This window comes from Flavisolibacter tropicus, assembly GCF_001644645.1.
Taxonomy (GTDB): domain Bacteria; phylum Bacteroidota; class Bacteroidia; order Chitinophagales; family Chitinophagaceae; genus Flavisolibacter; species Flavisolibacter tropicus.
In genome coordinates this window covers 5,682,787-5,704,841 of record NZ_CP011390.1, presented here as the reverse complement: position 1 = coordinate 5,704,841, position 22,055 = coordinate 5,682,787, and the positions used below count along the sequence as shown (strand labels likewise).

Below are 22,055 nucleotides of genomic sequence, written 5' to 3'. Positions count from 1 at the left end.
AATTCCAAGTTTCCCCGTTAACTCCCCTACTTTCCGGGGAGCTACTGAAGATATACTTCACTAGTACTACACTATTACTTCAGTACACATCCACTAAACCTTCACTATTGTCCTAATGACTTACTAACCATTGACCACTCACCATTCCCTTCTTAATCTGGTATTAGATTAAGTGGTAATACAATCTCAAAATGGTTGGGATTCTGTGCGCCAACAACATTTGCATCCAAAAGATAGCTGTACCGCACACCTAATGTTAAAGGATAAGAATTCCACCACCGGGTATCAAAAAAAAGTTCAGACCCTACGCTTCTTAGATCACGGGTTGCTGTTTTAGTATTTGAGTATACACGGGTAAAGTCATAGAAAGCATTTCCGCGTATGCGTTGTAAATAAACAATATTACCAAAGCCTTTATCTGGGTACAACAGAGGCAAATGGTAGTTTGCGCCTACTTTCCACATCCGGGAAAAATAATAGTCAGAGTACCCCCTAGAGTTAGCAAACCGATTTGAAAAAATCACATTTGAAGTATCCGTTTCTTGAATACTTCCTTGTACTACCAAACTATGATTGGGAAACAGACCCGGCAAATAAAGACTACTGCTTCCTATTGCCTGATACCCTTTCTCATCTAGGCGATGCCGGTAGTTAGCGGCAAGAGCATATCCCCATTTAGGATAGATTTGTTGGCGTGCCCTAGGCAGCTGCTGCACCCATCCTATAGCATGACTTAAATAAGTAGATTGAAAGCCGGCAAAGTTTGTGGGGCTCTTTCCTGCAGACTCCAATGTAGTATAATAAATCCGGCTGCCTAAGCTTAACGACTTTAGTGTTTTGCCCTTTGAAAAATTAAATGGAATGGCATAGCCCACATTACTTTCCGTCTGGTTCAGTATATAGCTTTTAGTGCTGCTTTTTAAATGCCTATTATTTATTCGTTCTACACCAAACACTACTTGAGGGAACCAGCCGCCGTATATGGCATTGAAACCAACAGCATGCGAGTTTTCATTTTCATTATACTTGTAGAACAGCTCGCTGGAGAAGGTATTTAAAATATTATCACTGTATACTGAAAAACTAAACTCCGGATCGGCATAATCGGGCCTCCAACTGTGAAAGTTCAATAAACCCGTTGCTTTTCGATATGGCCTTTCTGGAAATTCGCGCGTAGGTACTTGTAGTATATTTCTATTTGCATCACCCGCTACTGTATATGGGATCGTCACATTGCTCCAGGCAGTACTTGCAATTTCTTGTGTTTTTACGCTGCTTAATCCTTCATTCTTTAATGCCAAGCCGTTACTGGTAAAGGCGCTATAAAATAATGAATCGTTTGCTACAGCCGGAAAATACAAGCCGGTTTGGCTATTGGTTAACTGAAATATCTTTTTATCCTCCAGCCGAACTACATATATATTATCTGTTCCAGCTAATGACGATGTGAAATAAATTGAATTGTTGTTTACAAAAGGATACCCAATTGTAGCAAGTGTACGTGGAATGAGCGCCTCCATTTTCTGAGTTGATAATTCCAGCACCTCTAGCGACATTGTGGCATCTGGCCAGCGTACACCCACCACTACATGTTCGTCATCTATAAATTTAGGATGAAAGAAGAAAGAGGCCTGAGGCGCATGTATTGATTTTGAAACAACGCCCTTTCTATTGATCAATTGAAGCTCACTGGTTACTGAATCTGTAACAGCAGTGGCTATTATTGTCTGAGTATTCGGTGAAATATCAGGGGTATAGTATTTCCCCTTATGCGTTAGCCAGGTTTCTTGCCCAGTTTGCATATCCAGCAATACCACGTCATTATAATCTACTAATGACCACCTTGGATCAGTATTGAATGCGGTATAGGCAATCAACCCGTCTCTATAGCTAAACCAATCTTCACTGCCAATACTTTTAAGCCTTATTCGCTTCTCCCCTTGGTGTGTTCGCAAATAAAAAGCAGGTATTTTTTTATAGCTGTCTTTCAAATACACAATAGAATCTGAACTGATTGGATGCGCGAAATAATAATTAGTTACCGTCTCGCGGTTTCTCACATCATTACGCCTTTTGCTAACTTCATGACTATAGTAGTCAAGTGCTTCTTTTCGAAACGTTGCATAAGTGACGCCTGCATGTCGTTTTATGGCACTTTGAAAAGGGTATATAACGGAAGAGAAAGAAGCCGCATCGGCGGTAACTTTTTTCCAGAAATCAGCACCATATTTTAAATACCCATAATTAACCAGTAAATACCCTAGTTGATAGTGATTGGGGACGTAATCTTTTAAGGAGCCATTGCGCAATTTCATCCAATTATAGTTACGTCCTTCTCGCCATAGAGACTTGTAACCATTTTGGAAATAGGGTGTGCGCCCCCTACCCTGTGGCGTAAGCGCAGTCTCCATATACACGGCATCCCCTTCAAAAAACCAATCAGGTATAGCAAGCCCATTTCCTACAGCCCTTCCTTCCTGTCCAAATAGCACACCCAGTACCTTACTGCCGCCTCTATTGAAATTATTGTATTGCTGAACATGCCTGTATTCATGAACAGCCAGCTGCTCCTGCCAGGGTAAATTTCCAAAATCAAATATATTTCCACCTGGCACTAAATAAAACTCACTTCGGTAGGGAGCTAATGCTACATAACCGTTTGCCATCGTGGTTCTACTTTGTAGTACTACATTAATTTTTTTCAAAGCACCGCCTATTGTATTCTCTTCAGCTGCCATTTTATGAATAATAGTGGCCACCCGCTTAGCCTCGTTCTCAGCTCCCGGCGTATAAATTATCCGCGCTGTATCGGTATTAATTTGTTTCCATTTAGTATTGGAGGGAAAGCCTCCGAATTGCTGGGCATGGATCAAAGTAGCTGAGGATAGAAATAAAAATATAGCCGCTAACGATCGAAACATAATAGTACTGATTAATAGGAATTAACAATATACACAATCTGTAGCTTTTACCCTTTGAAACCGGGTAATCCTGAATTTAAATAACCACGCAAGTAAAAAAGTAAAATAATTAAAAACCTGAGCATGCTCCTCGTTTATGGTTGCAGTATCAGGTTGATCAAATTATGGCTCTCCTTCAAGACATTTAAAATAGTTGTGCCATGTTCATAATGGGCTTGATTTCACACGTAAATCACAAAGGAGGCTAAATGATAACGCAAAAAAAGCAGTTTATACATGAAGCTATTCACGCCCTCTGCCTAAAGCTTGTTCTTTGTGATAGCTAATAATTAAACGGACGTTTGCTAACTATCAATTAATCTAAATGATCCTAATCTTTCTTTTTGGAGCAATCATTTTATTAGCACTAGGCATATATGGGTATGTAAGATACAAACGCGTTTCATACAACAACTATTCTAAGCTCTCCTTTCCAATAGAAAAAACAACCCATAACTTTTCTATACAGCACGCCAACTTAAATGATATTAACAGTATCCGAAACCTGGCATTAGAGATCTGGCCTAAAACCTATGCTGAAACTTACTCTCCTCAACAGGTTATTTATATGTTGAACAAATGGTTCAGCGAAGCTTCCCTACAAAGACAAATGACTATCGGACACCAATATCATATTATTAATGCTGGTAATCAATCTATAGGATTTGCCTCTTATAGTGAAGTAGCCCCATCTGTTTACAAGCTTCATAAAATCTATATTTTACCAGCCTATCAAGGCTTGGGTGCTGGCAAGTTTACTATGGATAAGATAATAGCTGAATTAACAGCTAAAAAAGCCGCCGCTCTAACACTAAATGTAAATCAGTATAATCCGGCTAAAGCTTTTTATGAGCAACTAGGCTTCACGGTTGCAAAAACAGAATTTTCGGAGGTGGGTAATGGCTATTTTATAAATGACTTTGTCATGGAATTAAAGCTATCACAGCAAGCACCGATTCCACAAAGCCAAAGCATACTTAGATCGCTTTAACTAATTAGTTTCCTGACATTTACCTTTTCAGGTTTAAACACTCCTTAAAATACAAGTTGGTGCGATTGCTTAATAACACCCATTACAAATACACTCTGCACATTTCCCACATTCTCAATTTGTCCAAGACGGTTTACATGAAAATCATAGTAAGCATCCATATTTTCAGCAACTACTTTTAGCATAAAATCAAACTGGCCAGAAATAGTTAAGCATTCTATCACTTCATCCATTTGCATGATGGTTTTTATAAACTTATCCCCAGCCGCTTTACTGTGCTGTCGCAAAGTGAGGTAGCAGATAACCATCAACCCCTTTTTAAGCATAGCTCCATTCAAAAGTGTCACATATTGCTTGATCACACCCGTTTCTTCCATCCTCCGTATACGTTCATGAACAGGAGTACTGCTGAGATGTACTTTTTCTGAAATTTCCTTAATCGTAATACGGGCATTTTGCTGTAGTAGCCTAAGAATTGCCAGGTCTGTTTTGTCCAGAGCAGGCATTTCCTCTGTTTTTATGCTTTTTGCCATTTTTGTAAAGGAGTTTATGCTGCAAAATACAGATCAGAAAGAAAATTTTTCTATTTAGTCAACCTTTTAGAGAAACTTATCCTATCTAATTACCTTTGTCGCTCAAATTCTTTTTATGTCTACAATTACGCAATCCAACATCAACTTCAGCCTTTCATATAAGGTGAAAGATATGAGCCTTGCCGAGTGGGGTCGCAAAGAAATTCGTTTAGCAGAAGCAGAGATGCCAGGTCTTATGGCTATCCGTGCTGAGTATGGTCCTTCTCAACCTTTAAAAGGAGCCCGCATTGCTGGCTGTCTTCACATGACCATCCAAACTGCTGTTTTAATTGAAACACTTGTGGCTTTAGGTGCTGAAGTAAAGTGGAGCTCTTGCAACATTTTCTCTACACAAGATCACGCAGCAGCAGCTATTGCAGCAGCTGGTATCGGTGTTTTTGCATGGAAAGGCCAAACAATCGAAGAAGCGGATTGGTGTATTGAGCAGACCTTGTTCTTTGGTGGAGCTGATCGTCCATTGAACATGATCCTGGATGATGGTGGCGATTTAACCAATATCGTATTAGATAAATACCCTGAACTGGTTCAACACGTAAAAGGTATTTCTGAAGAAACAACTACAGGAGTACATCGCTTGTATGAAAGAATGGCGAAAGGTACTTTACCAATGCCTGCTATCAACGTAAACGATTCAGTTACTAAATCTAAGTTTGATAACAAATACGGTTGTAAAGAATCTTTGGTTGACGCTATCCGCCGCGCTACAGACGTAATGATGGCTGGTAAAGTGGCTGTTGTAGGTAGCTATGGCGACGTAGGTAAAGGTTCTGCCGCCTCTTTAAAAGGTGCTGGCTGCCGCGTAATCGTTACAGAGATCGATCCTATCTGTGCGTTACAAGCTGCTATGGACGGCTTTGAAGTAAAGAAAATGGTTGATGCTGTAAAAGAAGCTGACATCGTTGTTACGGCTTCTGGCTGCCGCGATCTGATCACTGAAAAGCACTTCCGCCTGATGAAGGATAAAGCCATTGTTTGTAACATTGGTCACTTCGACATCGAAATCGATATGGCTTGGTTAAATACTAACTACGGTCATACAAAAGATACTATCAAACCTCAGGTAGATATTTATAACATCGACGGTAAAGATGTTATTGTATTAGCTGAAGGTCGTTTGGTAAACTTAGGTTGTGCTACTGGCCACCCTTCATTCGTAATGAGTAATTCCTTTACCAACCAAACTTTGGCCCAGATTGAATTATGGACAAATGGTAAAAACTACGAGAACAAAGTATACGTTCTGCCAAAGCATTTGGATGAGAAAGTAGCTCGTCTACACTTAGCTAAAATTGGTGTAGAATTGGATGAATTGACTGAAGAGCAAGCTGCTTACCTAGGCATACCTCAGTATGGTCCTTTCAAATCAGAACATTACCGTTATTAATAACTGAAAATAAAACTGATCCAAAGCCCTGTATTTTACAGGGCTTTTTTATTGCCTAATTTGACTCATACACTTTCCCGCTCTTAATTAACGCAACTGACCCTGAATCATACAACAGCCTCCCCTATTACTATTAAATCATAATAGATTTCACCTATAACCGCATTTTACCATTTCCTAATTCAAGCGCCATTAATTATTTTGTCTGCAGAAATCCACGTACTCCTATGAACCTATTGCAAAAACTTTTACAGCAGGTTGATAAAAACAAGGTTATTGATGCTGTTTTGATCGTTCTTATTGCCTTTATGGTAATTCTCTTTAAGATGAACAGAGACAACCTTCTCTGATTTTTCCAGAAAAGACATAGCTATTTGCCATTGGTTCACAGCGCCTCTGGTATGCTTGGCACATTCTTTTATTCAGTAGTATTTGCACGTATGTCTGCGTCCCAAAAGGATAGGCGTTATTGACGAGTGTTAATATACATGTATGATAGTTACTGAAGAGCAAAGAAAAGAAGCACATGCTTTTTATAGGGAGGCATTGGATTTATTGCAGGAAAGCGGCTCCAACTTTATGCTTGGTGGAGCATTTGCCATGTTTAACTATACGGGCATCTACCGAGACACTAAGGATCTGGATGTTTTCTGCAAGGCAAGTGAGTACCCAAAGATCTTAAAGCATTTTGCCGAAAAGGGTTATAAAACCCAGCTTTATGATGTCCGCTGGCTCGCCAAGGTTTTCAAGGGTGACTATTTTATTGATATCATCTTTGATACGGTGAACAACATCTGTACGGTAGACGACTCATGGTACGAATATGCTATTGAAGGTGAATTCGCCGGTGTCAAAGTAAAATTTATACCGCCAGAAGAACTAATCTGGTGTAAGATCTATGTACAAAACAGGGAACGTTATGATGGAGCCGATGTTAACCACGTAATGCTAAAATATGGCAAGAAGCTAGACTGGAAACGCATTTACTCCCGCCTTGACAGGCACTGGCATATCTTATTGGCCCAAATACTCCAGTTTCAATTTGTCTACCCTTCAGAGTTTCACGACATCATACCTAAATGGCTGTTTGACGACCTTATGGACCGAGCAAAAGAACAATACGATATTCCTCCAGCTTGGGAAAAAGTATGTCGTGGCCCCATTATTGATCAAACGCAGTATCAGATTGATATCAAAGAATGGGATTACAAAGTCATTACCATCAAAACGGTTTAAGGCTATGGAGGAAGGGAAAAAAACAGTAAAAATAGCAGCTGTTGGCGATATACATGTACGCGAAACTGACCGCGGCAAATGGGTGGATTATTTTAAGGAAGTATCGCGCCAGGCAGACGTTCTGGCCATTTGTGGCGACCTGACCGATACCGGAGATGAAGTAGAAGCGCAAATACTAATCGAAGAGCTAAAAGCATGCACTGTACCAGTTGTGGCCGTATTAGGTAATCATGATTTTGAAAAAGGGCGCCACAAGCTGATTCGCCAGATTCTTTTAAAAGAGGGAGTGCATATGCTGGATGGCGAAGCAGTTGTCATTAACGGTATTGGCTTTGCCGGTGTAAAAGGCTTCGGTGGTGGCTTTGATGCTCATATGTTATCCATGTTTGGCGAAGGGGCTATGAAAGCCTTTGTACAGGAAGCGGTAGATGAAGCACTGCATTTAGACAGAGCACTGGCCCGTTTAGACCAGGAAAACGAAAACATTAAGAAGATCGCCATTATGCATTATGCCCCAATTAAAGAAACGATAATTGGTGAACCTGAAGTGATCTATCCCTTCCTGGGATCATCTCGTTTATCGGAGCCGTTAAACCGAAGACAAGTAGTTGCCGCCTTTCATGGTCATGCACATGTAGGCACGCTGGAAGGCACTACAAGCAGCGGCATTAAAGTGTATAATGTAGCCAAACAAATTTTAGAAAAGCATGGCTATGATGTTCCCTTTTACCTTTTGGAAGTTTAATAAACCTGGCTATAAAAAAAGCCGGTAGTTTTATCCACCGGCTTTTTTATAATTAATATTTTGACCTATAAACTTACTGACTTATAAACCTTCCCTTCTTTCATTACAAACTGCACTTTACCCATCACTTTAATATCTTGAAGAGGATCGCCATCCACAGCAATGATATCCGCAAGCTTACCTTTTTCAATAGAACCAACCTTATCAGAAACGCCTAGCAGATCAGCTGCAGAAACCGTGGCTGCTTTTATACTTTCCATTGGCGGCATACCAGCTTCTACCATATACTCAAATTCTTTGTAGTTTTTCCCATGCGCATATACGCCAGCATCGGTTCCAAAAGCAATCTTCACTCCTGCTTTGTAAGCTTTGGTAAAGGTTGCCTGTATCTTAGGCCCCGTTTCTAAGGCCTTGGGCACAACTAAGGGTGGATAGTAGCCCGGTATCTTGGCAGAATCTGCTGTTGACTTACCTGCAGTTATCGTAGGTACATAATATGTACCGTATTGTTTCATCAAGCGAATCACTTCATCGTCCATAAAAGTACCATGCTCAATTGATGTTACACCGGCACGAATAGCGCGCTTCATGCCTTCTGCACCATGCGCATGTGCTGCCACTTTAAAACCATAATCTTTTGCCGTGCTTACAATAGCTTTTATCTCGTCTTCTGTAAATTGAGCGCCAGCACCATCTTTTGCATTGCTTAATACCCCGCCCGTTGCCGTTATTTTAATTACATCTACACCTTCTTTATAATGTTGCCTTACCGCCTTCCGGGCTTCATCAGGACTGTTTATTACCCCGTCTTTTGCATCTGGGTCACCCATTAACTCATGATTGTACCCATTGGTAGGATCGCCATGTCCTCCCGTTGTTGATATAATTTTTCCAGCTGCAATAATTCGGGGACCTTTTATATAGCCCCCATTAATGGCATTACGCAAGCCCAATGCAATTGAACCTCCCAAATCCCTTACCGTTGTAAAACCGGCAAGCAATGTTCGCTCTGCATATCCTACCGACCTGAATGCAAAATCTTCTGTATTTAGCGTAAAACCTTCTGTGTATCGGTTCTTACTGGTTTCACTGGTTATATGAACATGCGAATCAATCAACCCTGGCATTACCGTGTTCTTTTTTAAATCAATTACGGCAACACCCGATGGTGGTGTTTGATAGCCCTTTTGCACTTCGATGATCTTATTGCCATCAACAACGATGGTCACTTCCTGCTGCGCAGTCGCACTTAAACCATCAATTAACTTTCCGCAATATAAATAGGTGGTTTGCCCAAAAGCCCCATAGGATACAATAGAAAATAATAGGGTAAAGAGTTTCTTCATGTGCCAGTTTTATATTACTTAAATATACTGTATGAAATCGTTACTTATAGCTGTCCGTTATATTCCCAAAGTCCCAGGTGCCCTTTTATAGGCAATACCATTGAAAACATTTCAGCTTGCTCAAAGTGCCAGGCATATCTATTTGGAGAAAAATCATCAAATGCTAGTTCCTGCGCCCAATTATGAAATGAGATTATTTCTATGTTTTGCAGCAACCATTCAGTGCGATATATATCTATTAATTCCACCTTCCCGATAATAGCTCCATAAGGCAAATAAGCCATGTCCTCAATGTACTTTTTAAAGTATGCATCTTCTTCGAAAAATTGGCATTCCCGTTTATTTGGCTTCTTGGCACTGGCATGAATTATGATTGTTCCTCTGTATTCAGTTTGCCAGGAACGACACTCAAATTTCTTTGCACCTGCAACAGCTAAAGTTGCCCAAGGTTGCAGCAAACTCAAGACCTTCATTTTACGTATTGAATTAATAGGATAATAACGCTAAAAAGCGTAAATTATATTACTCTTTGAAAAGCCACCATATCCTGTGCCGAAACAAGCAACCCTTTCTAGTACCACTTATAACCGGTTCGATGAAAAGTATAGGCACACTCTTAACTATTCTGCTTTGCATTACTATGCCTTACCTATGCAAGGCTGACCACATTACAGGTGGAGAGATGTATTATACATACGAGGGGTTTTTCAATGGCATGCATACCTATAATGTTACACTAAAATTTTACATGCGCTGCAACAGCGGCCGTTCCTTTAATAATCCAACAGTTGTTTCCATTTTTGATAAAGCCAGTAACAGTAGGGTAAGAGACATGAACGTTACCCTTACCAAGCAAGAAACCATCCAAATCTCCAACCCAGATCCCTGTATCACCAATCCCCCACTTGTTTGCTACGAAGTTGGTTATTATAATTTTTCGCTTTCACTTCCTTCTTCCATCTCTGGATATGTTTTAGCAAGCCAGGTAAACTTCCGCATAGCCGGCATTAACAACCTACAACCGGGATACTCACAAATCGGTGCTACCTATACAGCAGAAATACCAGGTACGGGATTAGTAGATAATGGTCCCACAAACAACAGCGCTCGCTTTATTGGAAGCGATCTGGTAGTGGTTTGTGCAAACAACAACTTTGCATACAGTTTTGCGGCTGAAGATAAAGATGGTGACCGACTACGCTACTCGTTTTGCAATGCGTATCGTAGCGGCATTACTGCCGGAGGCAATTCTCCTTCTCCCACTGTAAACCCGCCTTTTCAAGAGGTTCCATATGGAGGTGGTTTTGCCGGAACAAATCCACTAGGTACTCCAACAGTAAATCCCAATACAGGATTAATCTCGGGCATTGCGCCTTCAGAAGGCGCCTATGTGGTAACGGTATGTGTAGAAGAAATACGCAATGGGAGGGTCATTGCCGTTCAACGAAAAGATGTTCAGATCAATATTGCTCCTTGCCAGGTGGCCGGAGCTATACTTGATCCAGAATATCAGCTTTGCCGGGACACAAAAAGTATCTCTATCGTAAACCGGTCCACCAGCTCATTAATTCATACACAAGACTGGTTTATTGAAAATAGTACTGGTCAACAGATATTTGCCTCGAGAGCAATGGCTCTCAATCATACATTTCAGGATACCGGACTTTATACAATAAAGCTGATTATAAACCTTAATGAAACTTGCTCCGATTCAACAAGCGCGCTAATACGTGTGTACCCTGGCTTTAAACCGGACTTTACATTTTCAGGCATTTGTCTAAATAAACCTACGGTCTTTAGAGATGCTTCAACTGCTGTTTATGGTTCGGTAAATGCCTGGGACTGGGACTTTGGTGACTTTGCTAATCCCAATGATATCGCCTCCAGTACCAATAACCCAAGCTATACTTATCCTTCTATTGGCGAGCGGGTGGCCCAACTTATTGTTGGCAATTCAAATGGTTGTGTAGATACCATAACGAAGCTGGTTGGCATTATGGATAAACCACCTATAAACGTAAGCTTTGACGATACGCTTATTTGCATTAAAGATAATGTACAGCTACAAGCCGAAGGCACCGGAACATTTAGCTGGGCGCCTGCTGTTACACTTACAAATGCTAACACAAGTAATCCAATTGCCTCTCCAAAGCAAAACACACTCTTTATTGTCACCCTTAACGATAATGGCTGTATCAATCAAGATACCGTACTGGTACGTGTAACCGATAAAGTAGCCTTGCAAGTAATGGGCGATTCAACCGTATGCCAAGGTGATGTTATTCAATTAAGGTGCATATCAGATGCCTTTACCTATAGCTGGTCACCAGCAGCAACTTTAAACGACGCCTCGTTGGCCAGCCCATCTGCAGTCACATTTAATACAACCACTTATTCCTTAACTGCCAGCATTGGCTCTTGTTCTTCTACTGGGCAAGTAACCATTACGCCTATTCCATATCCTACGATCAGTGCGGGACCAGACGACAGAATTTGCTACGGCACTACCACACAGTTAGCTGCGCAAACCAATGGCAATTCGATTAAATGGTCACCAGCCGAAACGCTATCGAATTCTAACATATTGAATCCTATTGCCAACCCGTTAAGCCCAACAGCTTATATAGCCATGGCTACAGATAATAAAGGATGTCCTAAACCAAGTTATGATACAGTACTTGTAGATGTTATTCCTGATATAGCTGCCACGGCCGGCAGAGATACAGCGGTTATTATTGGCCAGCCGTTACAATTAAACGCTTCACCTGGCGCCGTTTATATTTGGTCACCGGGATTAGGTCTTTCCTCTACCTCTATTTCCAACCCTGTCGCCACTTATGAGGCCCCTTCAGATGGAATTCGCTATCGTTTGTTGATCTTTAATGAAGAAGGTTGTGTTGACTCTGCGTTTATAACGATTAAAGTATTTACTACCAAACCTTCGGTATTTGTACCAACGGCCTTTACACCAAATGGCGATAGTAAAAACGATCTTCTTCGACCCATTGCAGTTGGTATCAAAAGCATTGAAGCTTTCTATGTTTATAATCGATGGGGCCAACTCGTCTTTAGCACAACCGAAAATGGTAAAGGCTGGGATGGTAAAATTAATGGTAAACTACAGCCATCTAGTTCCTATGTCTGGATGGTAAAAGCTACAGACTATACCGGAAAATCCTTTATAGAAAAGGGAACAACGACACTCATACAATAGCTCATTTTGATTCCTCTTTGGTATATTGTGTATCCTGTGGTTCAATGATGGCACCCGCTGAGTCCATTGCTACAGGGAAACTATCTGACGTTGGATTATCTAAGTAAAGAATAGAAGGTGTAGTATCAGATGCCTCCACAGTATTACTGTCAACTGTTGAAACGGGGCCTTCCTTACTATCTCCGTTGCTTGTGCAACCCACAAAACAGATCAATACTACTATATAAGCAATGACTTTCAATGTTGCTTTTGAACAACTGTTTCAATTTTACTGCCAATACCCTTTTAGCACTAGCAAATACTCAAATGGTTCTATTATTTTTAAAGTCCATTCGCTGAAGCATGAAAACATTATTTCTCCTCATAGGCTACGCGCTCCTTCAATGTCAAACTCAAGCCCAGGTATACAAACAAGACAATCGACTAGCTCATACTTTTTCTATTGTAGCACGAGATAGCGCAACAGGTGAGTTAGGAGTTGCTGTTGAAAGCCACTGGTTCTCCGTTGGTACAGCGGTTAGCTGGGCAGAAGCTGGCGTAGGTGCAATTGCCACCCAATCATTTACAAACAAATCGTTTGGTATACGTGGCTTGGAACTTCTTAAGTCCGGCCTAACTGCACAACAGGCCTTGGATAAATTATTAAGCGATGATGAAGGTCGTGAGGTGCGCCAGGTTGCCATTGTAGATACAAAAGGGAATGTAGCAACACATACAGGCAAGAATTGTATTCAATACGCAACTCATATTCAAGGTAGCAGCTATTCTGTACAATCCAATATGATGTTGACGCCAAATGTTTCAAAAGCTATGTCAGCTTCCATTGAAAGTACCAAGGGCAAATCACTGGGAGAACGTCTACTCCTTGCCTTGGAAGCAGCACAGAAAGCTGGTGGTGATATACGTGGCCAGCAATCAGCGGCCTTGTTAGTCGTGCCCGGCAAATCGGAAGGAAAAACTTGGGATGAGCGCACAGTTGACCTGCGGGTAGATGACAACCCTCAGCCTATTAAAGAACTTCGCCGTTTGTATTCTGTTCATCAAGCTTATCAACACATGAACAATGGCGATCTAGCAGTAGAGAAAAACGATATGACGACGGCTATGAATGAATACAATGCCGCTATGAAAATGTTTCCACAGAATCTGGAAATGCAATACTGGACAGCAATTACCTTGGCCAATAATAAACAAGTAGAGAAAGCCATCCCCATGTTAAAGAAGATTTATGCAAAAGATCGCAACTGGCAAGAGCTAACCCGGCGGTTGCCTAAAGTAAATCTCCTAACAGTGAGCCAAGCCGAACTGCAGCGCCTTTTAAATCCTTAATTCTGTTATCGCAAAGCTTCAAAACTGTATTTTACATTACTCCAAAAAGCATCCAGTGCTATAATACGTGGTTTGAAAAACGAGATCAACGCTGGCCAATCCTCACGTTTAAAAATATTGACAGACGACAGCGTTGTTTCAATACGGCTAATCTGGCGACCCGTATCATCATACGTATGTAATAACCAATCCCACTCCTCTTTTGTTTCCATCACTAAAAATTTGCGTAGCTCTTGAAACTGCTCAAAGTATAATTGTTGAACGCCAGGATCTGGATGAGAAAGCTCTATTCCAATAGTTGCCTTTTTTTTATCTGCCTGCATCTTAAAATAGATATACTTTTCTCCAGTTTTATAATTAACCCAATTCACCTTTCCACCCTCTGCGGAAAGAATAGGCTGCATATATTGCCCAAAGGCTGTCCAAAACTCCTGTCGTAATTGCGAAGCTTCCTGTCGGGAGTACATAGGCCTCAAAAATAAGTAGTGTGGTAGATTTTTCTCCTCAGATCAAGTATATGATCATTCGCTTTTTATCGCTATCCCCCAATTTGTCCATCCGTTGCTGAATTATTATCGGGAATGGGGAGGCTCTTACTCAACTATAACAAAGCAGGGGAAGAATTCCCATTTTACTAAAAATGGCATGCTTTTATACCATCCTTTAGTATAAAACCCCAGGAATATGAAGTCAGTTTTGGAAAAAGTAAACGCCCAGACCGAACCTAATGAAGAATTCTATTTAGGGGCAACTATTACAATTATTCTATTATTTCTACTTTTCATAGGAACCACCTTTTATATTGCTGTATCCAGCTATATGGAGATTTAATTCAAGTACTATAAGACATAAAAAAGCCTCGCTTAAAGCGAGGCTTTTTTATGGAAACATCTGCACCTGATGAAACAGACTCAACTGCTTTAAAGTAACTACACTTACAATTCTTAGTGGTGTATTAAAACAATGAAACGCCATATAATCAGAATAATTGTACAAAAAGGGACATGATTTGTATGCAAGTTTATTCATATTAATTATGTATAAGCTGCACATTCTATTATTTCGTTTGACCATGAATAAAATAGTCATGTCTTTTGCACTTCAGAATTAATTAAAACAACTGTGGTTCAAGCATATAATTTTCTGGGAAGCTGGCAGTTATTTCCAGAAAAAGGTAATTACGAATGGGGTACGCGCCCTAAAAGTGGCATATACCAAATTGAGGCTATTGATAATCGAAAGGCCATACGCATTCATCAGAGCTGGGTTACACTGGAAAATGAAAGTTTTGTTTCGGATTATCTGGTAGAAGCAGATGGTGAAATACACCCTTCCGAAAATGTTGAGTTAGCCCATGAAGTGCAAGTTCATTTTATTGATACCGTAAACATGGAGCTGCACTTTTACAAGAACAGCCAAACTTTTCTTCACATAACACACGAAATACTGCCAAATGGCTTTTTAAAAATCACCCAACAAGGCACCCACTCAAACGGAGAAGGCTATACGAACACTGAAGTATTCCATAAACAAATGAGCGTACTTCCTTACGGCGCATCTGCGGCCGGTGCCATTGTTAAAGCAACAGAAGAAGGCGTCATACGTCACAAGGCTTTAACTGCTATGGAGGAGCAAACCCATATGCAGTTAGAGCAGATCCGCAAGCAGATTGAACTATTGGCACAGCCGGCACAGGAAATACACCAACGCAAAGAGCTATCAAAGCTTATCTATAGTGCCAAGCTGTCTTTCAAACCAGAGATCGGCCAGGTTTATTATTTGTATGAAAAGAATGATAACACCCATACCCTATCATTGATCTCGCCCACCGAGTGGGGCGCCGGTATGCCCTACAAGAAGTTTGTAGCGGCGGTACAATTACTGGCTGATCATACGTGGAAAGAGCGCCCATTATAACACAACCAATCAACTACATTTGTATTATGACAAAGCTGAGTGTTAATATCAACAAGTTCGCCACCCTGCGAAATAGTCGTGGTGGCAATAATCCTGATGTGGTAAAAGCAGCAATAGATGCACAAAAGTTTGGTGCCGATGGTGTAACGGTGCACCCTCGTCCTGATGAGCGTCATATCCGTTACGAAGACGTAAGGCAGATAAAAAAGATCATTACTACAGAGTTCAATATTGAAGGCAACTCGCGCGAGCAAAAGTTTGTAGACCTGGTTCTGGAAGTTAAGCCTGATCAGGTAACCCTAGTACCCGACGAGCTAGGCCAACTCACTTCCGATCACGGCTGGGATACCATTAAACATAAAGACTATTTAAAAGAGATCATTGGTGTATTTAAGAAAGCGGGCATTCGCGTTTCCATCTTTGTGGATCCAATTGTAGCTATGGTAGAAGGTGCAGCAGAAACAGGCACCGATCGTATTGAATTATATACGGAAGGTTATGCTACCCAATTCTTACTGAATAAAGAAGCTGCGGTAGCACCATACGTACATGCTGCTAACCGAGCTAAAGAACTAGGCTTGGGCATTAATGCCGGTCACGACCTGGATCTACATAATCTTAAATATCTAAAACAACATATTCCTCACCTAGACGAAGTAAGCATAGGTCACGCACTGATCTCCGACGCATTGTATATGGGCTTTGAGAATACGATCAAACAATACAAGGAACAGTTAGCTTGATCGTGAGACGTGAAAGGGGGGAAAGCTGCACGCTTCACGCTGCAAGCTGCAAGCTAAACAGCCTTTTTAGCAAGTGATGCTCTCCTGAAGGTTGAACCACCTGCTTTTTGTATCTTTAGGCTCTTCTCTTTTAGGGTGTTTTCAGCCCTTCTTATTATACTTTTCTATACTATTTCTTATGAGTTTATAACGGTGCGTAGATAGCCTGATACGGTGCATAGATAGCCTGATACGGGGCTAGATACGGGGCTAGATACGGGTGAGGTACGGGTAAGGTACGGGTGAAGTACGGGTGAACCTACAGGTTACTATGACATTACTATGGCTTTACATAGGCTTTACTATGAATGTACTATGAAGCTACCCTGAAGGCAGGATGACAAAAGGGAAGAATTGAGGGGAAATATTAGGGGCGTTTATCATGTAAAGGATCTGGCTTGCCATAAAAAAGCACTCCACATAGGGAGCGCTTTTATTATGTAAGAGCGTTTGGTCTTTTGTGTAGGCCTTCTCCCCTTAAGGGGCGGGCGCTGGCCGCATTAACGTCTCACGTTTAGCGTTTCACGATTTCCCTCAATCACCACTCACCTTTCACGACATCTAAATTGCCGGTATCAATGGCACCGATGGCAAAGCTGGCGACGCAGGTGCTGTAGCCCCTAGCGTGGCTAAAGAGCCTGTAACTAACGCTTTACCTAATTTTCCTGTTACTTGTTTATTAATTCCTTTCAAATTTCTACGCTGCCTCAATAAGAGGTAACCGATGGTTAACAAGGCCGCAGCTATAGCTACCTTTTTAATCATTGTACCTCTGTGTGGAGGAATATGGGTAGGGATACCATTATCATCAAACGTAGCAGCCTCTTTTACATAACGGCCTGTTGCTGGTATACCCCATTTCCAAAACTCCCTTGTGAGCTTATGCAGCTCCTTGCGTGCCTCATCATTATACATAGCACGCCCATGTCCGGTGGCTACTACATTGGGTTCTAAGGCTGCCAGAGCTCGCACTGAGCGGGCTGCGGCTCCCCAATCAGGAGTAAAGTATTTAGGTGGGCCACATACATATTTCTTTTGTGTTATAACAGCTAATGCCGACTCCTGCATGGTAGTTACAAACGCATCGCCCGCTATCAGTACTCCATCTTTTTCACGAAACAGGCTGATATGACCAGGTGTATGGCCCGGTGTATGGATCCAGCGCCAATCGTCCAGCTCTGCTATACTACCATCTTCTGGCAGCTCACGTAAATAGGTTCCTACATTAATAGGTTTACGCGGGTAGGCAAAGGACATTAGGGCCATCAAGCCTCCCCCTACTGAAGGGTCTGGTGGTGGGTAAGAAGCTTTATCTGTCAGGTAAGGCCGCTCCATGTGATGACAGTAGATAGGTACGCCCCAATAATTGGCCAGTTCTAATAACGAACCTCTATGATCAAAGTGTCCATGAGTCATTATAATTGCCTTTGGCTTACTTCCCCGGGATCCAAATAATTCAGTAGCCATCTGTTTAATCTTGGATGCGGTGTTCTTTAATCCCGTGTCTACCAATACCCAGTCCGTTCCATCTCTATTTTGTATAAGATATAGATTTACAAAGATTTCCTTCATCCGCCACACACCCGGCGCTACGAGCCAGATGTTGTTGGCAATACTTCTCTCCTGTGATGCACTCACCTCGCGCTTATCAATAATAGCCCTATTCATAGTTCTTTGTTTAAGTGAAGAATTAATCATGCGGGCACAAATAATATACCATCAGTTGGGGTACAAGGACTGAAATTCAGTCTTTTACAAAGTGTAATGCGGCTTTTAAATTGAAATTGTATTAGTTGGCAACTAGATTACTGCATTTTATAGGCAACTTTCCTATAAGCTAGTTTACTTTGCCCTTTATCGACTTTCTGCCTTCGACGCCCTGCTATATGACTGGGGCAGATTATACCCCTCTCTTTAGTAGCTATCTGGCAAAAACTTCAGCAGATAATAGGAATAGGAAACGCTCAGTTGCTTCAAAATAATAGGAAAGGGACGTATTGCCTTTACTGCAATACGTTTCTTAATTCAATTGAAAAATTGAATTAATAGTAGCAAACCCTATCAGTTCATCAGCACGTGCACCAAAAGGGCGATAATAGACTAATACTACATAGTTATTCTCAGTGGTCCAATCGTTGCCTTCTGTCTGGCTGTAATCGGGATAAGCCTTTGTATCATTTGTGGGGACTGTAATATAAGAATAGTTGTAATACCCTTGTTTTAAGAAAAGTGTGGTTTCGTACCGCTTAGTCTCTTCATTGAACTGCATCTTCCCTTCCCCATTACTGGCATAATTACTCAGTTCTCCAAAAACATATACATCCTTTCCTTCTAACGGTCGACCACCTGCTGGCATAAAAGAGAAATGCACATTACCATAATCACCCTGCCAAAAAGGATTGACGCCCTCTAATGTTTCAAGCGTATAATTTCCATTCAGATCGCGGTAGTATACATATACCTGTCCGTTGCGGGACGATTCTGGTTTCACATAGACCTGCGTAGTATCGGGCCGGGTATTGATACGTTCCATACGATCGCTTTGCAACCGTAAGCTCCGTACATCAATCCAACGCCACTCCTTTCCTGCCGGCATTGCCGTTATACCTTCATCGCTATACTCGTAATAATTACCCCTGGTTATGGTAGGCCTGTCAATAAAAAGCGAGGTTCTCCAGTTACGGTTTTGCAACACTACTATTTTCAGGTCTTGCGGGCTGAATGCTTGTATGCGATTATCCGTAGTTACGCCAATTTGCAGTTTCTGATGTGTACGACTAATCTGTGCACCGAAGGGCTGCTGCAGTTGCGCACTCACTTTGGTCTTGTTGTCTACCACTACAAAGCGGCGGATAAAGGCCAGCTTTGAAGTGTCATTATTGATAAAAACCTTTAGCAAATAGTTGCCAGAACGCGTAGGAAATGAATTGCGGTCGGGCACTTGAGCCTGGTAGTGTGTATAACGTGTAGTAGCAATAGAAGAGTTACGATAAGTGTTTATACGCACATTTTGAAACCCCCTGATAAAATCGAACGTAGTTAAAACACTTGGTGTCCAGTCTACATTACAAAGTTGATACGTGTAATAATAGTTTTTTACCCCGCCCTCCAGGTCATCGAAATGCAGTTCTAATACATCTGCACTATTAAGCAACAGCACAGGAAACGAAGATTGATCTCCCGGCTTATTAAGCTTTATCGACTTAATTACACCTACGTACGCAGGAGAAACTCCTGTTTCAGGGTCGATTGCAGGAGTAGCAGTAACCTTGATATTTAGAATACAAAAGCACAGAAAGCCAATCAAAAGCGTCTTGAAGATGGTTACACGGGTAAAATTATCTTCCATATTTGTAATATTGACCTGTAAGGGAGATATAGACTAAACGAAGTGTCGTTGGGTTTATTATAAATGAAAGTACAGCAATTTATGGGCTCGTCTTATTTTTGATACGTTAAAGAGTGAATTCTTTGCATTTAAACTCATTTTAATTAACGTAAGCAGCGTAGTGAATATATCTTCTTTCATAGCCCGCCGTATAGCCTTTAACCAGCAGCGTTCCTTTTCGCGGTTTATTATCCGTTTGTCCATTGCCGCTACTACTATCAGTGTAGCAGCTATGATCATTACATTGTCCTTTGTCAATGGTTTTCGGGATGTGGTGAGTGAAAAAGTGTTTTCGTTTTGGGGACATATACGAATTCAATATCGCCAACCCATGAAGGCGAACATTGCAGAGGAATTGCCCATTGAAGCCGATCCCAGGCTGGTACAAGTCGTTAAGCAAAATAAACAGGTAACCAGCATAAATCCCTTTGCTACGAAGTATGCCATTTTAAAGACGTCGGGTGAAATGGAAGGGGTGTTACTTAAGGGGCTACAAGACTCGGCAGGATTTCAACATTTGTCAGGCTTCAAGATAGAAGGTAGATGGGTGCGTTTTAACGATAGTACTTATAGTCGTGAAATAGTAATCTCTATGTACACGGCCAAACAACTAGGTTTAAAGCTTGATGATCGCATCTTACTCTATTTTGTACGTCCTGATGGCACTTTACGTCCAGATAAACTAACGATTGTAGGTATCTATAAAACGGGAATTGAAGAATACGATAAGACCTTTGCGCTTGGTGATATCAAACTGATTCGCCGGTTAAACAGCTGGAAGGATAATGAAATTGGCGGGTATGAGGTATTTCTGAAAGATTACAATCAAATGGATCGGGTTAGTAATACTATCTATGACACCCCCAAGTTTCCACTGCTTTGGGAAACCAAAACAGCCAAAGAAATACATCCGAATATTTTTGACTGGTTGAATATTGTTAGCTATAATGGTCAAATCCTTATTGCTATTGTGATCGTAATTGTGGTGATCAATTTCATTACCTGCCTGATCATTTTGGTACTGGAGCGAATACACATGATCGGTATACTAAAAGCTACTGGTGCTACCGATTGGACTATTCAGAAGATCTTTCTACACCATTCAGCACTCATTACCCTTACCGGCATCGCTGTAGGTACAGTGTTTAGCTTGAGCGTGTTATGGTTGCAGCAAAAAACAGGCTTTGTCCGATTGAAAGAAGCAGAGTACTATATGGAAACTGCCGCAGTACGCATTGAACCCACACAAGTGTTGATGGTAGTGGCAGGTACTTTACTTATTTCCTTAATCGTGCTACTAATACCATCTCTGATTGTAAAACGCGTACAGCCAATTAAAGCTATTCGATTTAGTTAAATAAATTATGGATTTGAAGTTTGAGGTTTGAAATTGGTTAGCCAATACCAGACATTACACTTAATTGATTACCCCTTCACTAAATGCGATAAAATAATACCAGTAGCCACCGCTGCATTTAGCGACTCCGCCTCACCGATACGAGGGATCGTGATCTGATGCGTAGCTTTTTGAATAAAGTCAGGACGAACGCCTTTAGATTCATTACCGATTAAGAGTATACCTGCAGTAATGGTCTCTTGTTCAAAAATAGATTGGCCGCCTAGCGTAGCCGCTAAAACAGGCAACCATTGCTGGCTTAACCAGTTTTCTTCTTCATCGTACCAAACCTTTACCCTTGCTATGCTGGCCATTGTTGATTGAATGACTTTGGAATTATATAGGTCTGCACATCCTTTACTGCAAATAATTTGCTTTATTCCAAACCAATCGGCAATGCGGATAATGGTTCCAAAGTTCCCGGGGTCTTGAATAGTATCCAGGTATAATGCCCATTCATTCTCTATAACAGGCTTCTCCACCGGTAGTTGTTTTAATACAGCCAGTACCTGGTTGGCAGTTTGTAATTGTGAAATTTTTTGTAATTCATCCTCAGTAACCGTCTCAACCGGCACAGGAGTCCAGTCTTTTCGCTCTTTTTGCCAAGTATCTGTAGCGTAGATACGTTGAAACTGTTCGGGTATTAATTGCAGCAGTTCGCGCACCACTTTGGGGCCTTCTGCTATAAATAACCCTGTTTCAACCCTGTGTTTTTTCAGGTTTAAACTTTGAATATCTTTGACCACCTTTTTATTGAGCATAGCACGGCACGTA

General features: G+C 41.3%; 20 protein-coding genes. 10 read left to right on the top strand and 10 right to left on the bottom strand.

From position 1 onward, the window contains the following. Positions 1–152: 152 nt before the first annotated feature. Entirely contained in the window at positions 153–2,921 is a 2,769-nt protein-coding gene (locus SY85_RS24215; RefSeq protein WP_066408780.1) for a hypothetical protein, read from the bottom strand. A 364-nt stretch (positions 2,922–3,285) separates the two neighbouring features. Here SY85_RS24215 and SY85_RS24210 point away from each other — a divergent pair, with 364 nt between their 5' ends. Then, the gene (locus tag SY85_RS24210) at positions 3,286–3,951 is read left to right on the top strand and encodes a GNAT family N-acetyltransferase (RefSeq protein WP_082886679.1); all 666 of its coding nucleotides are present in this window, start codon (positions 3,286–3,288) and stop codon (positions 3,949–3,951) included. A gap of 44 nt (positions 3,952–3,995) precedes the next feature. Here SY85_RS24210 and SY85_RS24205 read toward each other — a convergent pair whose 3' ends face one another. Further along, complete coding sequence (locus tag SY85_RS24205) at positions 3,996–4,484, bottom strand: Lrp/AsnC family transcriptional regulator (protein ID WP_066408778.1); 489 nt, start codon at positions 4,482–4,484, stop codon at positions 3,996–3,998. A 115-nt stretch (positions 4,485–4,599) separates the two neighbouring features. Here SY85_RS24205 and ahcY point away from each other — a divergent pair, with 115 nt between their 5' ends. Continuing rightward, a complete protein-coding gene (gene ahcY, locus SY85_RS24200; protein ID WP_066408775.1) occupies positions 4,600–5,928 on the top strand; it encodes an adenosylhomocysteinase in 1,329 nt (442 codons plus the stop codon). A 248-nt stretch (positions 5,929–6,176) separates the two neighbouring features. Here the strand turns inward: ahcY and SY85_RS25760 are convergent, their stop codons facing one another. After that, positions 6,177–6,317: a hypothetical protein gene (locus SY85_RS25760; protein WP_158513032.1), complete on the bottom strand. Its 141-nt coding sequence runs from the start codon at positions 6,315–6,317 to the stop codon at positions 6,177–6,179. A 103-nt stretch (positions 6,318–6,420) separates the two neighbouring features. On the opposite strand from SY85_RS25760, the gene SY85_RS24195 reads away from it, so the two are divergent. Both SY85_RS24195 and SY85_RS24190 read left to right on the top strand, forming a co-directional pair. Further along, complete coding sequence (locus tag SY85_RS24195) at positions 6,421–7,164, top strand: nucleotidyltransferase (protein ID WP_066408773.1); 744 nt, start codon at positions 6,421–6,423, stop codon at positions 7,162–7,164. 4 nt (positions 7,165–7,168) lie between these two features. Continuing rightward, a complete protein-coding gene (locus SY85_RS24190; protein ID WP_066408771.1) occupies positions 7,169–7,909 on the top strand; it encodes a metallophosphoesterase family protein in 741 nt (246 codons plus the stop codon). A gap of 65 nt (positions 7,910–7,974) precedes the next feature. On the opposite strand, the gene SY85_RS24185 is transcribed toward SY85_RS24190, so the two are convergent. Both SY85_RS24185 and SY85_RS24180 read right to left on the bottom strand, forming a co-directional pair. After that, entirely contained in the window at positions 7,975–9,255 is a 1,281-nt protein-coding gene (locus SY85_RS24185) for a metal-dependent hydrolase family protein (RefSeq protein WP_066408768.1), read from the bottom strand. Positions 9,256–9,299: 44 nt separating this feature from the next. After that, complete coding sequence (locus SY85_RS24180) at positions 9,300–9,719, bottom strand: ASCH domain-containing protein (RefSeq protein ID WP_158513031.1); 420 nt, start codon at positions 9,717–9,719, stop codon at positions 9,300–9,302. Between the two features lie 131 nt (positions 9,720–9,850). On the opposite strand from SY85_RS24180, the gene SY85_RS24175 reads away from it, so the two are divergent. Beyond that, positions 9,851–12,469, top strand: coding sequence for a T9SS type B sorting domain-containing protein (locus SY85_RS24175; RefSeq protein ID WP_066408756.1), 2,619 nt, complete (start codon positions 9,851–9,853; stop codon positions 12,467–12,469). A gap of 1 nt (position 12,470) precedes the next feature. Here the strand turns inward: SY85_RS24175 and SY85_RS24170 are convergent, their stop codons facing one another. Next, positions 12,471–12,710 (bottom strand): hypothetical protein, encoded by a 240-nt coding sequence (locus SY85_RS24170; protein ID WP_066408753.1) that lies wholly within the window; start codon positions 12,708–12,710, stop codon positions 12,471–12,473. A gap of 101 nt (positions 12,711–12,811) precedes the next feature. Between SY85_RS24170 and SY85_RS24165 the strand changes: the two genes are divergently transcribed. Continuing rightward, positions 12,812–13,798, top strand: a complete 987-nt coding sequence (locus tag SY85_RS24165) for a DUF1028 domain-containing protein (RefSeq protein ID WP_066408751.1) — start codon at positions 12,812–12,814, stop codon at positions 13,796–13,798. Positions 13,799–13,803: 5 nt separating this feature from the next. On the opposite strand, the gene SY85_RS24160 is transcribed toward SY85_RS24165, so the two are convergent. After that, positions 13,804–14,265 (bottom strand): DUF4268 domain-containing protein, encoded by a 462-nt coding sequence (locus SY85_RS24160; protein ID WP_066408748.1) that lies wholly within the window; start codon positions 14,263–14,265, stop codon positions 13,804–13,806. Positions 14,266–14,482: 217 nt separating this feature from the next. On the opposite strand from SY85_RS24160, the gene SY85_RS25755 reads away from it, so the two are divergent. The 3 genes from SY85_RS25755 (at position 14,483) to SY85_RS24150 (ending at position 16,458) form a co-directional block, all read left to right on the top strand. After that, positions 14,483–14,629, top strand: a complete 147-nt coding sequence (locus SY85_RS25755; RefSeq protein ID WP_158513030.1) for a hypothetical protein — start codon at positions 14,483–14,485, stop codon at positions 14,627–14,629. Between the two features lie 291 nt (positions 14,630–14,920). Then, positions 14,921–15,715 (top strand): DUF2452 domain-containing protein, encoded by a 795-nt coding sequence (locus tag SY85_RS26015; RefSeq protein ID WP_226998947.1) that lies wholly within the window; start codon positions 14,921–14,923, stop codon positions 15,713–15,715. Positions 15,716–15,741: 26 nt separating this feature from the next. After that, a complete protein-coding gene (locus tag SY85_RS24150; RefSeq protein ID WP_066408745.1) occupies positions 15,742–16,458 on the top strand; it encodes a pyridoxine 5'-phosphate synthase in 717 nt (238 codons plus the stop codon). Between the two features lie 600 nt (positions 16,459–17,058). On the opposite strand, the gene SY85_RS24145 is transcribed toward SY85_RS24150, so the two are convergent. Beyond that, positions 17,059–18,165: an MBL fold metallo-hydrolase gene (locus SY85_RS24145; RefSeq protein ID WP_066408741.1), complete on the bottom strand. Its 1,107-nt coding sequence runs from the start codon at positions 18,163–18,165 to the stop codon at positions 17,059–17,061. A gap of 352 nt (positions 18,166–18,517) precedes the next feature. Continuing rightward, positions 18,518–19,846, bottom strand: coding sequence for a type IX secretion system plug protein (locus SY85_RS24140; protein ID WP_082886678.1), 1,329 nt, complete (start codon positions 19,844–19,846; stop codon positions 18,518–18,520). 160 nt (positions 19,847–20,006) lie between these two features. On the opposite strand from SY85_RS24140, the gene SY85_RS24135 reads away from it, so the two are divergent. After that, complete coding sequence (locus tag SY85_RS24135) at positions 20,007–21,242, top strand: ABC transporter permease (RefSeq protein ID WP_066408738.1); 1,236 nt, start codon at positions 20,007–20,009, stop codon at positions 21,240–21,242. Positions 21,243–21,310: 68 nt separating this feature from the next. Here SY85_RS24135 and SY85_RS24130 read toward each other — a convergent pair whose 3' ends face one another. Beyond that, positions 21,311–22,042: a TrmH family RNA methyltransferase gene (locus tag SY85_RS24130; protein ID WP_066408737.1), complete on the bottom strand. Its 732-nt coding sequence runs from the start codon at positions 22,040–22,042 to the stop codon at positions 21,311–21,313. Positions 22,043–22,055 lie beyond the last annotated feature (13 nt).